Annotated in this window: 11 protein-coding genes; 4 read left to right on the top strand and 7 right to left on the bottom strand. The window is 70.2% G+C overall.

Going from position 1 to position 13,936, the window contains the following annotated elements:
- The first annotated feature begins 107 nt into the window (after positions 1–107).
- The gene (gene sepH, locus RWH44_RS09680) at positions 108–1,133 is read left to right on the top strand and encodes a septation protein SepH (RefSeq protein WP_298872817.1); all 1,026 of its coding nucleotides are present in this window, start codon (positions 108–110) and stop codon (positions 1,131–1,133) included.
- An 85-nt stretch (positions 1,134–1,218) separates the two neighbouring features.
- Here sepH and RWH44_RS09685 read toward each other — a convergent pair whose 3' ends face one another.
- Entirely contained in the window at positions 1,219–2,346 is a 1,128-nt protein-coding gene (locus RWH44_RS09685; RefSeq protein ID WP_316004416.1) for an alkaline phosphatase family protein, read from the bottom strand.
- 70 nt (positions 2,347–2,416) lie between these two features.
- Between RWH44_RS09685 and RWH44_RS09690 the strand changes: the two genes are divergently transcribed.
- Positions 2,417–4,870, top strand: a complete 2,454-nt coding sequence (locus RWH44_RS09690) for a DNA gyrase/topoisomerase IV subunit A (RefSeq protein WP_316004417.1) — start codon at positions 2,417–2,419, stop codon at positions 4,868–4,870.
- Positions 4,871–4,903: 33 nt separating this feature from the next.
- Here RWH44_RS09690 and RWH44_RS09695 read toward each other — a convergent pair whose 3' ends face one another.
- Positions 4,904–6,973, bottom strand: coding sequence for a DNA gyrase/topoisomerase IV subunit B (locus tag RWH44_RS09695; RefSeq protein WP_298872810.1), 2,070 nt, complete (start codon positions 6,971–6,973; stop codon positions 4,904–4,906).
- Positions 6,974–7,136: 163 nt separating this feature from the next.
- Between RWH44_RS09695 and RWH44_RS09700 the strand changes: the two genes are divergently transcribed.
- Entirely contained in the window at positions 7,137–7,355 is a 219-nt protein-coding gene (locus RWH44_RS09700) for a DUF7455 domain-containing protein (protein WP_298872807.1), read from the top strand.
- Positions 7,356–7,429: 74 nt separating this feature from the next.
- On the opposite strand, the gene RWH44_RS09705 is transcribed toward RWH44_RS09700, so the two are convergent.
- Together RWH44_RS09705 and RWH44_RS09710 are read right to left on the bottom strand one after the other, a co-directional pair.
- The gene (locus RWH44_RS09705) at positions 7,430–8,467 is read right to left on the bottom strand and encodes an alanine racemase (protein ID WP_316004418.1); all 1,038 of its coding nucleotides are present in this window, start codon (positions 8,465–8,467) and stop codon (positions 7,430–7,432) included.
- On the bottom strand, positions 8,464–9,114 hold the full coding sequence (locus RWH44_RS09710; protein WP_316004419.1) for an alanine racemase C-terminal domain-containing protein: 651 nt from the start codon (positions 9,112–9,114) through the stop codon (positions 8,464–8,466). The genes RWH44_RS09705 and RWH44_RS09710 overlap by 4 nt, the downstream gene beginning before the upstream one ends.
- Positions 9,115–9,159: 45 nt before the next feature.
- On the opposite strand from RWH44_RS09710, the gene RWH44_RS09715 reads away from it, so the two are divergent.
- The gene (locus tag RWH44_RS09715; protein WP_316004420.1) at positions 9,160–10,182 is read left to right on the top strand and encodes a sugar-transfer associated ATP-grasp domain-containing protein; all 1,023 of its coding nucleotides are present in this window, start codon (positions 9,160–9,162) and stop codon (positions 10,180–10,182) included.
- A gap of 491 nt (positions 10,183–10,673) precedes the next feature.
- Here RWH44_RS09715 and RWH44_RS09720 read toward each other — a convergent pair whose 3' ends face one another.
- The 3 genes from RWH44_RS09720 to RWH44_RS09730 form a co-directional block, all read right to left on the bottom strand.
- Positions 10,674–11,372 carry a coenzyme F420-0:L-glutamate ligase gene (locus tag RWH44_RS09720; RefSeq protein ID WP_316004421.1) on the bottom strand — a complete coding sequence of 233 codons (699 nt, stop codon included), beginning with the start codon at positions 11,370–11,372 and terminating at the stop codon, positions 10,674–10,676.
- Complete coding sequence (locus tag RWH44_RS09725; RefSeq protein ID WP_316004422.1) at positions 11,369–12,697, bottom strand: RNA polymerase sigma factor; 1,329 nt, start codon at positions 12,695–12,697, stop codon at positions 11,369–11,371. The genes RWH44_RS09720 and RWH44_RS09725 overlap by 4 nt, the downstream gene beginning before the upstream one ends.
- A gap of 275 nt (positions 12,698–12,972) precedes the next feature.
- Complete coding sequence (locus tag RWH44_RS09730) at positions 12,973–13,899, bottom strand: proteasome assembly chaperone family protein (protein WP_316004423.1); 927 nt, start codon at positions 13,897–13,899, stop codon at positions 12,973–12,975.
- Positions 13,900–13,936 lie beyond the last annotated feature (37 nt).

The raw sequence follows: 13,936 nt of genomic DNA on the forward strand, positions 1-13,936 counted from the left end.
GCGTGTCGGGCGAGACGGGAAACTCGCGGCGCGCCCCGGATATTCCCGGAACCGGGCGACGCGCGTGTCAGCATGGGCGCTGACCGCAGATCGGAGGGGTGTTTCGCATGGAACAGCTCAAAGTCATCGGAACCGAAGATGACGTCCTCGTCGTGGCGACGCAATCGGGCGAACGTTTCGCTCTCGCGCTCGACGAGGTGCTGCGCGCCGAGGCGCGCCGCGCGCGTCGCGATCGTGAGGACGACGACCGCGCCCCGCGCCCCAGCCCCCGCGAGATCCAAGCCCACATCCGTGCCGGTCTCTCGGCGCGCGAGGTGGCGACGCTGCTGAACGCCCGCGTCGAAGACGTAGAGCGTTTCGAGGGGCCGGTGCTCGCCGAGCGCGAGCACGTCGTCGCTCAGGCTCTCGCGGTCCCCGTGCTGCTGGGCGGTGCCCTCGAGCACGACTCCCCCATCACCTTCGGTGCGGCGGTCCGCGCGAAGCTCACCGAGGCCGGCGCGTCGGCGGAGCGGTGGACCAGCTGGAAGGAGGGCTCCGGCTGGATGGTCAAACTGGAGTTCACCGCGAACGGGATCGAGCACGACGCGCGCTGGGGCTTCGAGCCGCGTCGCAGCAGCCTCTCCCCCCAGAACGCCGATGCGATCCAGCTCTCGCGCCAGGGATCGCTGCCCGAGGGTCTCATCCCGCGCCTGCGCGCTCTCGACACCGTGTCGAAGGACGACTCCCGCTTCGACAGCGGGGCATTCGGACCCCGACGCCTCGACATCGACGACGAGCCCGGGGTCGAAGCGACCGGCCCGGTCGCCCCGGCGGTCCAGGCGGCCGCGATCAAGCGCTCCCCCGACGCCCCGGTGACCTCGTCGGAGACCGCCGACCTGCTCGAGGCGCTCCGTCGGCGTCGCGGACAGCGTGAACCGCTGCCCGGTGCGTCCGAGATCGAGCCCGAGCCGCGGCCCGCGAGCCCGCCCGTGGCCCTGTTCGACGCCGTCGAACCCGGATACCCCGAAGACGGCGTCGACGAGACCGCCGAGCCGGAGCGTCCGCAGCCCGACACGGCGAGACGCGCCAAGGGTCGCCCCTCGATGCCCTCGTGGGACGAGATCGTGTTCGGGGCGCGCACCGACGAGAGCTGACGGCGTCAGCCGCTGCGCTTCTCGCATCCCGATACAGGGCCGCGGGTTGTGCACCGGTCGGTCCTCGCGTGGGCCGACCGGGAGATCAGGCGAACGCCCCCAGGCGCAGCAGGGGCACCGTGCGCTCCTCGTCGGTGAGCGAACCGTGCTGACCGACCATCCGCTGTGCTCGCTTGTCGGCCTCGCGATCGTCGTAGTAGGCGAAGCGCCCCCGCGCAGCAACCACCACGTCGCCGATGCGCTCGCGCACCTCCTCGTCCACCGGGCCGAACAGGCCCGCGCCGACGGCCTCCTCGCGCGTCAGCACCCAGGCGCGTGCGGCCTCGGCGTGCTTCCAGCGTGCGGCCACGGCATCCGCGTGCCCCTCGGTCGCGTAGAGGTGCAGCATGCGCGGCTCACCCCCGATGAGGGCGACCTCGTCGAGCAGGGGATCGCCGTCTTGCAGCAGGACGTGTCTGCGGGCGGGCACGTCGACCATGCCGTGATCCGCCGTGACGACCACGCCGGTACGGGGGTCGATGGCCTCGGAGAGACGACGGGCGGAGGCGTCGAGGTGTTCGAGGGCATCGGTCCAGCGGTCCGACTCCCACCCGTCGCGGTGCCCGGCGGTGTCGAGCTCGGGTGCGTACAGGTAGGTGATCGATCCGGGATGCCGCGCCGCGAGCGCCGCGGCCAGGTGCACGCGCTCGTCGAGGTCGTCGGAGGGGAAGAACGCCGCTCCGCGCAGCGTGGCCTCGGTGAACCCGGAGCCGGTGTAGCTGGCCCGGGAGACGACGAAGGCGTCGCGCCCCGATGCCGCGTGGCTCTCGAGCAGCGGAGTGCGCCGCTGCCACGTGTGGGGATCGAGTCCGTCGGTCTCCCAGCCGTGGAGCTGGTTCGGCGCCGAGGTCGTTCCGGGGATGCGCACGCGGTATCCCACGATGCCGTGGGCGCCGGGAGCGGAGCCCGTGAGCAGACTGGTCAGCGCCGCCGCGGTCGTCGACGGGAACACGGTGCGCGCCACGTCGCGTCGCCCGCCGGCCGCCGCGAGGAACCGCGCGTGCCCGCGGCGCGCCGCGAGGTTGTGGGCCCCGAGGCCGTCGACGAGGAACACGATCGCGCTCTGTGCGGGGGCGAACCAGTCCGACGAGCCCGTCAACGCGGCGATGGACTGCTCCACCACACCGGTGAGGCTCCGGGAGCGCGGCGGGTCCGCCGGTAGGCTGAGTGACATCGGAGCAAGTCTTCCACACGGCTCCCGACCCCGTCCCGACCGGACGCCCGCCCGACCCGAGGCCGTTGATATGCCCGATTCCCGTTCCTCCTCCCCCGTGACCGAGCGCATCGAAGACGTCGATGTCTCGGTCGAGATGCAGGGGTCGTTCCTCGAGTACGCCTACTCGGTGATCTACTCGCGCGCGCTTCCCGACGCCCGCGACGGCCTCAAGCCTGTGCAGCGGCGCATCCTGTTCCAGATGGCCGAGATGGGCCTGCGTCCCGACCGCGGACACGTCAAGAGCGCCCGCGTGGTGGGCGAGGTGATGGGAAAGCTCCACCCGCACGGGGACGCACCCATCTACGACGCCCTCGTGCGTCTCGCGCAGCACTTCTCGCTGCGTGTGCCGCTGGTCGACGGCCACGGCAACTTCGGCTCCCTCGACGACGGCCCGGCGGCTCCGCGCTACACCGAGGCGCGCCTCGCTCCCCCGGCCCTCGCCCTCACCGAGAACCTCGACGAAGACGTCGTCGACTTCATCCCGAACTACGACGGGCAGTTCCAGCAGCCCGAGGTGCTGCCGGCGGCGTTCCCCAACCTCCTCGTGAACGGCGCCACCGGCATCGCGGTCGGCATGGCCACCAACATGGCCCCGCACAACCTCATCGAGGTGGTCTCGGCGGCGACCCATCTGCTTCAGAACCCGGATGCCACGGTCGAAGAGCTCATGGAGTTCGTCCCCGGCCCCGACCTCCCCTCGGGGGGCATCATCGTCGGCCTCGACGGCATCAAGGACGCCTACACCAACGGCCGCGGCACCTTCCGGACACGGGCCAAGGCGTCGATCGAATCCCTCGGACCGCGGCGAACGGGCATCGTCATCACCGAGCTGCCCTACCTCGTCGGGCCCGAGCGCGTGATCGAGAAGATCAAAGACGCCGTGCAGGCGAAGAAGCTCGCGGGCATCGCCGACGTGACCGACCTGACCGACCGCAACAACGGTCTGCGCCTGGTCATCGGGATCAAGACCGGGTTCGATGCCCGGGCGGTGCTGGATCAGCTCTACCGGCTGACGCCCCTCGAGGACTCGTTCGGCATCAACAACGTGGCGCTCGTGGACGGGCAGCCCCAGACGCTCGGACTCCGCGAAATGCTGCGGGTCTACATCGACCACCGCATCCGCGTCGTCACCCGGCGCAGCGAGTACCGTCTCGCCCGAAAGCGGGAACGCCTTCACCTCGTCGAGGGCCTGCTCATCGCCATCCTCGACATCGACGAGGTCATCCAGGTCATCCGTTCCTCCGACGACGGGGAGCAGGCGCGAACCAAGCTGCAGGAGGTCTTCGACCTCTCGCACCCCCAGGCCGAATACATCCTCGAGCTGCGCCTGCGGCGCCTGACGAAGTTCTCGCGGATCGAACTCGAGGCAGAGCGCGACCAGTTGAACGCCGAGATCGCGGAGCTGGTCGAGCTGCTGGGCAGCGAGACGCTCCTGCGCCAGCAGGTGGCGAGAGAACTGGATGCCGCGGCCGAGGCCTATGGAACGCCCCGTCGCACGATGCTGCTCAACGGCGGTCCCGTCCAGCCCCGCTCCGCGCGCGCCGCGGCAGCGGCCGACCTGCAGATCGCCGACGCCCCCTGCCGGGTGTACCTGTCGGCGACGGGACGCATGGTGAGGGCCGAGCTCGTGGCGGACGCCCCCGGCGGGGGCGTGGTCCCGCCCGCGCGACGCTCGAAGCACGACGCCATCCGCTCGGCGGTCGACACGACCACACGAGGCGACATCGGGGCGGTGACCTCGGCGGGGCGCCTTGTGCGCTTCTCGCCCGTCGACCTGCCCTCCGTCCCCGCCAACTCGGTGCACCTGGCGGCCGGGACGAAGGTCGAGCAGTACCTCGCCCTCGCCAAGGGCGAGACCGTCGTCGGCATCGTTCCCCTGACCGGCACGGCCACGATCGCCCTCGGCACCGCACAGGGTGTCGTCAAGCGCGTCGCCGCGTCGGAGCTCGGGACGAAGGACGAGATCGAGATCATCTCGCTCCGCGACGGCGACCGGGTCGTCGGAGCCGCCCTGGCCGGAGACAACGCCGAGCTGGTGTTCGTCGCGAGCGATGCGCAACTGCTGCGGTTCGACGCCTCGTCGGTGCGGCCGCAGGGCCGATCGGCCGGGGGCATGGCCGGCATCCGGCTCTCCGACGGCGCCCGTGTGATCTCCTTCGCGGTCGTCGGCGCGTCGGCCTTCGATGCGGTCGTGGTCACCGTCGCGGGCTCGTCGGCGGCGCTGCCCGGGACGGACGCGGGTTCGGCCAAGGTGTCGGCCTTCACCGAGTTCCCCGCGAAGGGAAGAGCGACGGGGGGCGTGCGGGCCCAGCGGTTGCTGCGCGGCGAGGACGCCCTCACCCTGGCATGGGTCGGCACGGAGCCCCGCGCGGTCGGCACGGACGGCTCGGTCCGCGCGCTGCCGGAGCCGGGGGCCAAGCGCGACGCCTCGGGCCAGCCCCTCGACGCCGCCATCGGCGCGATCGGAACCGTCGTCCGCTGAGTCGAGGAGGGCGGAAGCCCTCGGGTCGTCGAATCAGACGTCGATGCGTTCGCGCGCCAGGCGGTCGCTGGAGTCGATGATGAACTCGCGGCGGGGAGCGACGTCGCTGCCCATGAGCAGGTCGAAGACGGATGCCGCGGCCTCCATGTCCTGCACGCGCACGCGGCGCAGCATGCGACCGCCGCGATCCATGGTCGTCGTCGCGAGCTGATCGGCATCCATCTCGCCGAGACCCTTGTACCGCTGCACCGGCTCCTGCCACCGCTTGTTGGAGCGCTTGAGCTTCGTCAGCAGCTGGTGCAGCTCCTGCTCGCTGTAGGTGTAGATGGTCTCGTTCGGCTTGGTGCCGGGGTTCATCACGATCACGCGGTGGAGGGGCGGAACGGCCGCGAACACGCGCCCCTCTTCCACCAGTGGCCGCATGTAGCGGAAGAACAGCGTCAGCAGCAGCGTGCGGATGTGAGCCCCGTCGACATCGGCGTCGCTCATCAGGATGATCTTGCCGTAGCGGGCCGCGTCGAGGTCGAAGGAGCGGCCCGAGCCGGCGCCGATCACCTGGATGATCGAGGCGCACTCGGCGTTGGACAGCATGTCGCTGATCGAGGCCTTCTGGGTATTCAGAATCTTGCCGCGGATGGGCAGGAGCGCCTGGTACTCGCTGTTGCGCGCGAGCTTGGCCGTCCCGAGCGCCGAGTCCCCCTCGACGATGAACAGCTCGGAGTCGTTCACGTCGTTCGAGCGGCAGTCCACCAGCTTCGCCGGCAGGGAGGAGGACTCGAGGGCGTTCTTGCGCCGTTGGGTCTCTTTGTGGGTGCGCGCCGAGATGCGCGCCTTCATCTCCGAGACGACCTTCTCGAGCAGCTGAGCGGTCTGAGCCTTGTCGTCGCGCTTGGGCGAGGCGAAGCGCGCGGCGAGCTCCTTCTGCACGACGGTCGCCACGATCTGGCGCACTGCGGGGGTGCCGAGCACCTCTTTCGTCTGACCCTCGAACTGCGGCTCGGGCAGGCGCACGGTCAGCACCGCCGAGAGCCCGGCGAGGATGTCGTCCTTCTCGATCTTGTCGTTGCCCACCTTGAGCTTGCGCGCGTTCTGGTCGACCTGGGTGCGCAGCACCTTCATCAGGCCCTGCTCGAAGCCCTGCTGGTGCGTGCCGCCCTTGGGGGTGGCGATGATGTTCACGAACGAGCGCGTGGTGGTGTCGTACCCGGTGCCCCATCGCACCGCGATGTCGACCTCGCAGGTGCGCTCGACCTCGGTGGGGATCATCGATCCGCCCGGCTGCAGCACCGGCACGGTCTCGGTGAAGGTGCCGGTGCCGGTGAGACGCCAGGTGTCGGTGACGGCCGCGTCGGGGGCGAGGAAATCGGCGAACTCGGAGATCCCGCCATCGAAGCGGTAGCTCGTCTCGATGCGCTCGTCGCCGCGGTCGTCGAGCACGACGATCTCGAGTCCCGGCACGAGGAAGGCCGTCTGACGCACGCGCTGCACGAGCTCGTCGTGGCCGAAGGCGGCATCCTTCGTGAAGATCTGCCGATCGGCCCAGTAGCGGATGCGCGTGCCCGTGACCCCGCGCGGCGCCTTGCCGATGACGCGGAGCTCGCTGCTGCGGTCGAAGGGGGTGAAGGGCGAATCGGGACCGTCGCCGGCGAAGAGGCCCGGTTCGCCGCGGTGGAACGACATCGCGTAGGTCTTCCCCGCTCGGTCGACCTCGACGTCGAGGCGCTCCGAGAGGGCGTTCACGACCGACGCGCCGACACCGTGCAGACCACCGGATGCCGCGTACGAGCCGCCACCGAACTTTCCACCGGCGTGGAGCTTGGTGAAGACGACCTCGACTCCGGTGAGACCGGTGCGGGGTTCGACGTCGACGGGGATGCCGCGGGCGCGGTCGCGCACCTCGACACTGCCGTCGGCGTGCAGCACGATGTCGATGCGGGAGCCGTGGCCGCCCAACGCCTCGTCGACGGAGTTGTCGATGATCTCCCAGAGGCAGTGCATGAGACCACGGGAGTCGGTGGAGCCGATGTACATGCCCGGGCGCTTCCGCACGGCTTCGAGGCCCTCGAGGACCTGCAGGTGGTGGGCGGAGTACTCGGAGGTCACATCCCGAGCGTAATCGGGGCCACCGACATCCCCTGCCAGACACACAGGGGGGTCGGGTCACCGTACGCGCACAGCGAAATGTGATCAAGCTGCGGCATAGGGGAAACATCCGCGTGGTTGTATATGGAGACTCGCCCACGATCACTTGAGGAGGGCACCCGAGATGACCACCACGACTGCACCCGAAGCGTCCGTTCTCGATCACCGCCTGACGGCGGCGGATCGCTGCGACTCCTGCGGCGCACAGGCCTACATCGCCGCCGAGGTCAACGGCAGCGAACTGCTGTTCTGCGCGCACCACGGCCGCAAGTACGAAGAGAAGCTCCGCAGCGTCGCCACCTCCTGGCACGACGAGACGGCGCGCCTCACCGCCGCCGACTGAGACACCCCGCCGAACGGGCCTCGCGCCGCTCCTCCGGAGCGGTTCGGGGCCCGTTCCGCGTTCGCCCCCCGGGGTCAGTCCCCGATGTAGCGCCGGGGAAGAGCGGGGGCGACACGGAGAGCGATCTCCTCCCCGATCGTGTCGACGAGTTCGGCCAGGTCGGTGGCGCTACACAGGGCCCGGCGCCCGAAGAGCACGATCTCATCACCCGGTGCCGCGTCCGGCCAGGGGGCCACCGCCGTGGAGGTGGGGCCGATGGCCTCGACGCGCCGCGGCCCCGCGGGGGTGCCGACGTCGAAGCGTCCCGACAGGGTGCTGGGGAGCCCGTGGAGGCTACCGACATCGAGGTGGGCACCGGCGGCGTCGATTGCGGTGACCGTCGCGATGAGCGAGGCGACGGGCTCGATACCCAGCTCGGCCTCCCCCGGCCCTCCCGCGGGACGGATGCCGTACGAGAACGCCCCGACGCGCACGAGATCCTCACGGAACTCCCCGCGGGCGAAACCGGCGGCGCTGGCCGCGAGGTGCGAGAAGCGCGGGTCGAGACCGGCCGCCCGGGCGGCATCGCGCGCCGCGAGGAAGATCCGCCGGGCGTCGTCGTCGTCGGCGTCCGAGGCCTCGGAGATGTGCGACCACACGCCCTCGAACACGATGCGTCCCTCTCGCACGAGGCCGCTCGCGACCTCCAGCGCGTCGTCCCAGCGCTCGGGACGGATGCCGTTGCGGTGCAGTCCCGTGTCGATCTTGAGGTGCACGCGGGCGGGAGTCGGCAGGTCGAGTGTCGCGAGGTCGTGCAGCAGGGCCTCGTCGCCCACGCCGAGGTCGAGGTGCGCGGCGGCGCCGGCCGTCAGGTCGTCGGCGCCGCCGATGAGCCAGACGAAGATCCGGGCGTCAGGACCGACCACCCGGCGGACGGCGGTCCCCGTCGCGACGTCGAACGCGCCGAACCAGCGCACGCCCTCGGCCCAGGCGCGCCGGACGACGGCCTCGAGGCCGTGCGCGTAGGCGTCGTCCTTCACGACGAGCATGTGCGCGGCGGGCGCGACGGCCGCGCGCACCCGCTGGAGGTTCGCAGCGAAGGCGTCGAGGTCGACGAGGTAGAAGGCACTCACGGGCTCACCCTCCGGTCGGCACGCGCCCCCACGGTGGCGACGATCTCGGCCGCCGTGAGGCCCGTGGCATCCGTCCATTCCTGCAGGGAGGGGTGGGACTGCGCCGGATCGCCGAAGAACACGACCTCGGCACCGCGCGCGATCGCGGCGTCGCCGATGTCGACGACGCTCACGTCCATCGCGACCCGTCCGACGATGCGGTGGCGGCGGCCGTCGATCGCCACCGTCGCGCTGTTGCCCAGCGCGCGGATGACACCCTGGGCGTAGCCGCCGGTCACGAGGGCGACGGTGGTGTCGTGGGGGGCGCGGTGGGTGTAGCCGTACGAGACGCCCTCTCCGCGCAGGAGCGGCTTCGTGCCCAGGGCTCGACCGCGCAGCGTCATCACCGGGCGCGCGTGGGTCCCGGGCAGGCCGAAGAGGACGGCGGCGTCGAGGGACGCGGCATCCATCTCGAGATCCGACAGCACGGATGCCACCCACGCGGCACCGTGCCCCCAGGCATCGGCGGCGAGCACGTCGTCGGCACCGCCTCCGAGCCCCGCGGCGAGGGCGAGGGGGGCGTTCTCACGCAGCGCGGATTCCGAGACGAGGGCCACGGGAGACACTCCCCCGGCCCCGGGCGTGCGGGCAGGGAGCGTGGAGGTCACCCCTTTAGACTAACGGGGTCCGTCATCCCCGACCCCGGAGCGTGCATGCCATCCCAGGGCTTCTCCCCCGTCACCCGTCTGCGCTACCTCGCCGGACGTGCCCGCCGCATCGACGTCGGATCGGTGGTCGAGCGAGCCAAGGAGGCCTCGGCCCAGCACGGCAAGGCGCTGCCTCTCGTGGTCGCCGACATGCTGTTCCAGGCCGGTGTGAAGAACGTCGGCTTCCAGGACTACATCGACTACGACTTCGCGATCCTCACCCCCGCCGAGCGCGCGACGTACATGACGCACCCGGTGTCGAACCAGATCTCGCAGAAGTACGACCACCCCGACTACCGCGGCATCTTTCAAGACAAGGTGGCCTTCGACCGCCGCTTCAGCGACTTCCTCCGCCGCGACTGGATGGTGGTGGATGCCGACAACGCCGACGAGCTGCGCGCGTTCACCGAGCGTCTGGGCACGGTCGTCACGAAGGAGCCCGTCGGCCAGGCCGGCACCGGAGTGCACCGCTACCACGCGGCCGAGGTCGAGGACTGGAGCGCCTTCCATCGCGGACTGCTCGAGCGCGGGGAGATCCTCGTCGAGGAGGTCATCCGCCAGCACGACGACCTCGCCGCGGTCTGCCCCGGCACCGTGAACACCACGCGCGTCACCGCCTTCTTCGACGGCGAGAAGACGCACATCCTCGCGATGGCGCAGAAGTTCGGCCGCGGTGCCGTGAGCGACCAGATGACCTTCGGCGGCTTCTACACGATGCTCGACGAGGACGGCCACGCCCTCGGCGCCGGCTACGACTCCCACGGGCACGTGCACGAGCTGCACCCCGACTCGGGCGTGCGCATCGCCGACTTCCAGCTGCCGATGATCGACGAGGTCAAGGCGTTCGTCGACCAGGTCGCCCGCGTCGTCCCGCGGGTGCAGTACGTCGGCTGGGACATCGTGGTGGGCCCCGACGGCCCCGTGCTCGTCGAGGGCAACTGGGGCGCGGGCGTCTACGAGAACAAGCCCAGCGTGACCGGCATCCGCACCGGCCACAAGCCGCGCTATCAGGCGGCCATCGGGTTCTGATCCCGGATGCCGAGAGGCCCGCTCCCGTGAGGGGCGGGCCTCTCGTCGTCGTGCGGGAGTGTCCTGGGCTCGTCTAGGGGCCGGTGGCGTCGACGGGGCGGTGGGGAGGACCCTGAGCTCGTCGAAGGGTCCGGTGGCTTCGACAGGCTCAGCCACCTGGGTGGGGAGGGTCCTGGGCTCGTCGAAGGGTTCGGTGGCGTCGACGGAGCGGTGGGGAGGACCCTGAGCGTGTCGAAGGGTTCGGTGGCTTCGACAGGCTCAGCCACCTGGCTGGGGAGGATTCTGGGCTCGTCGAAGGGTTCGGTGGCGTCGACGGAGCGGTGGGGAGGACCCTGAGCGTGTCGAAGGGTTCGGTGGCTTCGACAGGCTCAGCCACCTGGGTGGGGAGGACCCTGAGCTCGTCGAAGGGTCCGGACGTGCCGCACGTCGTGGCATCCGCACAACGGAAAAGCCCGCCCCGAGAACGGGACGGGCCTTACCGAGCAGCGATGTCAGCTGTGGCGGACGATGCCCAGCGGAGTGGACTCGTGCCCCTGGCCGAGCGGGTTGTCCTTCAGGATCGCGACGAGACGCTTCTCGCCGGCCTTGTCCATCGTGGAGCCGAGGATGTTGCCGCCGAGGTCGTTGATGTCGACCACGGCCACCTGCAGATCGCCGCCGAGCAGCGACTTCAGGCGTGCGGCCACCTCGCGCGGACGCTCGGGTCCGAGCACCACGGCCTGGTTGTACGGAGGGATGGTGCCCTTGGTGGGACCGTCGATCGCGCGCGCCTTGTCTCCCGCGATGCGGTAGAAGTCGCCCTTGCGTCCGAGCGCCTTGGTGACGGCCGAGACCGCCGCCGCGAGCAGGATGCGCGGGGTGCCGCACTCGCGAAGTGCCATCTCCATCGTCTCGGGCATGCCCAAGCCGATGCCGTACGGCGTGCGGGTGACGTACTTCGACAGGAAGAGAGCGAGTTTGCGGGGCTTGATCGTGTCGAGCTTGAACGATCGGCCCTGAGTGATCGCGACGATCTTCTCGGTGACGAACAGCAGGTCGCCCGGCTGAACGGCATCCTTCGCGTACTCGAGGATGAACGCGTCGAGGTCGTCGCCCGGCATGACGACCCGCGTGCGGATCGGGATGCGGGCGTACGACGTGCCCTCGACGGAGACGGTGAGCGCCTTGCCGGCGTTGGCCTCGCCGCTCATTCGAGGTAGTCCCGGAGCGACTGCGAGCGGCTGGGGTGACGCAGCTTGGCCATGGTCTTCGACTCGATCTGACGGATGCGCTCGCGCGTGACGCCGAACGTGTCGCCGATCTGGTCGAGGGTCTTCGGCTGGCCGTCGCCGAGGCCGAAGCGCATGCGGATCACGCCCGCCTCGCGCTCGCTGAGCGAGTCGAGGAGCGACTCGAGCTGGCGCTGCAGCATCGTGAAGCCGACCGCGTCGGCCGGGACGACCGCCTCGGTGTCTTCGATGAGGTCACCGAACTCGCTGTCGCCGTCTTCACCGAGCGGCGTGTGCAGCGAGATGGGCTCGCGCCCGTACTTCTGCACCTCGATGACCTTCTCGGGGGTCATGTCGAGCTCGCGGCTCAGCTCCTCGGGGGTGGGTTCGCGACCGAGGTCCTGCAGCATCTGGCGCTGCACACGAGCGAGCTTGTTGATGACCTCGACCATGTGCACCGGGATGCGGATGGTGCGGGCCTGGTCGGCCATGGCGCGCGTGATGGCCTGACGGATCCACCACGTCGCGTAGGTCGAGAACTTGAAGCCCTTGGTGTAGTCGAACTTCTCGACCGCACGGATCAGGCCCAGGTTCCCCTCCTGGATGAGGTCGAGGAACTGCATGCCGCGACCGGTGTAGCGCTTGGCCAGCGAGACGACGAGGCGCAGGTTGGCTCCGAGCAGGTGGCTCTTGGCGCGCTGGCCATCGCGGGCGACCCACTGCAGGTCGAGACCCAGCTGGCTGGTCTTCTCGGCCGCCGACATGTTCGACAGCTTCTCTTCGGCGAAGAGGCCCGCCTCGATGCGCATCGCGAGCTCGACCTCTTCGGCCGCGTTCAGCAGCGGGACCTTGCCGATCTGCTTCAGGTAGTCCTTGACCGGGTCGGCGGTGGCGCCGGTGATCTGCGCGGAGTAGACGGGGACGTCGTCTTCGTCGCTGGAGGAGATGACGATCGCGCCGGTGGGAAGAGCCTCGGCGGGCGCCGCCGGGGTCTCGTCGTCATCGTCGTCGTCGGTCTTCTTGGCGCCGGCCTTGGCGGAGTCGTCGGACTCCTCCGTGTCGTCGCTGTCGTCGACGTCGATCTCGACATCGGCCTCGTCGTCGACGTCCTCTTCGTCTTCGAGGTCGTCGTCCTTCTTCGCCTTGGTCTTGGCCCTGGCGGGCGTCGCCTTGGCCTTGGCGGGGGCCTTCTTGGCGGGAGCCTTCTTCGCGGTCGTCGTCGTCGACGCCGTCACGGTCTCCTCGGAGTTCTCGAGCTCGGTGTCCTTCGCACCCCGGGAGCGGGTCTTGGTTGTCGTGCCTGCCACGTTTCGCCTTTCACCGGGAACGTACGTTGCACGGCCACCGGTCGTTCTCGGACACTAGTAAGACCCTTGTCAAGTACCGAGCCGAGGAGCGTGACTCCTGGACCGGATGACAACGGGTCAGGTTCTTCATTGTCTCACATCCCCAGACCGGGACTTGACGCGGACCGGGGATCTATGCGTACACAACGCCCCGTCGCGCCGCCGCATTCCCTCCGGATCCCGCGCCTGTCGGCATCCGTGATCGTCGACGCCGTGCGGCCGCCGCGGGGACGGACTCAGCCGAGCTTTCCGCGACGGTCGTCGTCGCCGGGACGGGTGGCGAGGAAACGCTCCAGCTCGGCGGCGAGCTCGTCGGCGCTCGGGAGATCGCCCGTATGGATGATGGGCGTCGCGTGGGTGGAGCCGGCCATGTAGGAGTCGTAGCGCTCCTCGAGTCCCTCGAGCATGCGCGTGAGCTCCTCGCTGCCCTCGACCTGCTCGGTGACCTTGCCGATGAACTCGCGGTTCTCCTCGCGGAGCACCTCTCCGGAGAACACCAGCCCCGTCGCGACGGTCAGGCTGTCCAGAGCGGCCAGCGCGGCCGCAGGATACTCGGTGTCGCCGAGGTAGTGCGGGACGAGCAGCGCGAAGCCGGCCACCTTGGCGCCGGCTTCCGCGAAGCGGTACTCGAGGAGGTGACCCGCGGTCGAGGGGACCTGCGTGTGCGGGCGCCAGACCGAGTGGGCCTCGGCGAGCTCGGGTCGCGTTCCGCTCACCGTCGTGCCGATGGGACGGGTGTGCGGGACGGGCATGGGGATCGCGTGCACCCAGGTGACGGACGCCACCTGCAGGCCGGCCGAGAGCTCGAGCACGGTCTCGGCGAAGGTCTCCCAGAGGAAGTCGGGCTCGTATCCCGCCAGCAGCAGGAACGGGTGCCCGAGCGAGTCGTGGGCGAGCGACAGCTCGAGCCGCGCCGGTCGGTAGTCGGTGAGGTGGTCCTCCACGAAGGTGATGACCGGCCGCCGCGCGCGGTAGTCGAGCAGCACGTCGTTGTCGAAGACGAAGACGGGGTTGGGCTGCAGGTCGTCGCGGAAGTACTCGACCAGTCGGGTGACGGCCCCGCCGGCGTCGGTGAATCCCGTGAGGGCGATCACGAGCGGCAGGCCCGACGGCACGGGCGGCGCCGCGGGGGCGCGGTCGTACAGCGGGGCGGAGGAGGGCATGCATCCACTCTACGAGCGCTCCCGGATGCCCGGTCGC

Source organism: Microbacterium phycohabitans, from assembly GCF_032464935.1.
In the GTDB taxonomy this organism is placed as follows: domain Bacteria; phylum Actinomycetota; class Actinomycetes; order Actinomycetales; family Microbacteriaceae; genus Microbacterium; species Microbacterium phycohabitans.

Excerpts from the sequence above, each read along its gene's own strand:
- RWH44_RS09720 (WP_316004421.1), bottom strand. The coding sequence starts at position 11,372 with ATGAGCGGCGAGGCCAACGCCGGCAAGGCGCTCACCGTCTCCGTCGAG.
- RWH44_RS09690 (WP_316004417.1), top strand. The coding sequence starts at position 2,417 with ATGCCCGATTCCCGTTCCTCCTCCCCCGTGACCGAGCGCATCGAAGAC.
- RWH44_RS09715 (WP_316004420.1), top strand. The coding sequence starts at position 9,160 with ATGCCATCCCAGGGCTTCTCCCCCGTCACCCGTCTGCGCTACCTCGCC.
- RWH44_RS09730 (WP_316004423.1), bottom strand. The coding sequence starts at position 13,899 with ATGCCCTCCTCCGCCCCGCTGTACGACCGCGCCCCCGCGGCGCCGCCC.
- RWH44_RS09685 (WP_316004416.1), bottom strand. The coding sequence starts at position 2,346 with ATGTCACTCAGCCTACCGGCGGACCCGCCGCGCTCCCGGAGCCTCACC.
- sepH (WP_298872817.1), top strand. The coding sequence starts at position 108 with ATGGAACAGCTCAAAGTCATCGGAACCGAAGATGACGTCCTCGTCGTG.
- RWH44_RS09700 (WP_298872807.1), top strand. The coding sequence starts at position 7,137 with ATGACCACCACGACTGCACCCGAAGCGTCCGTTCTCGATCACCGCCTG.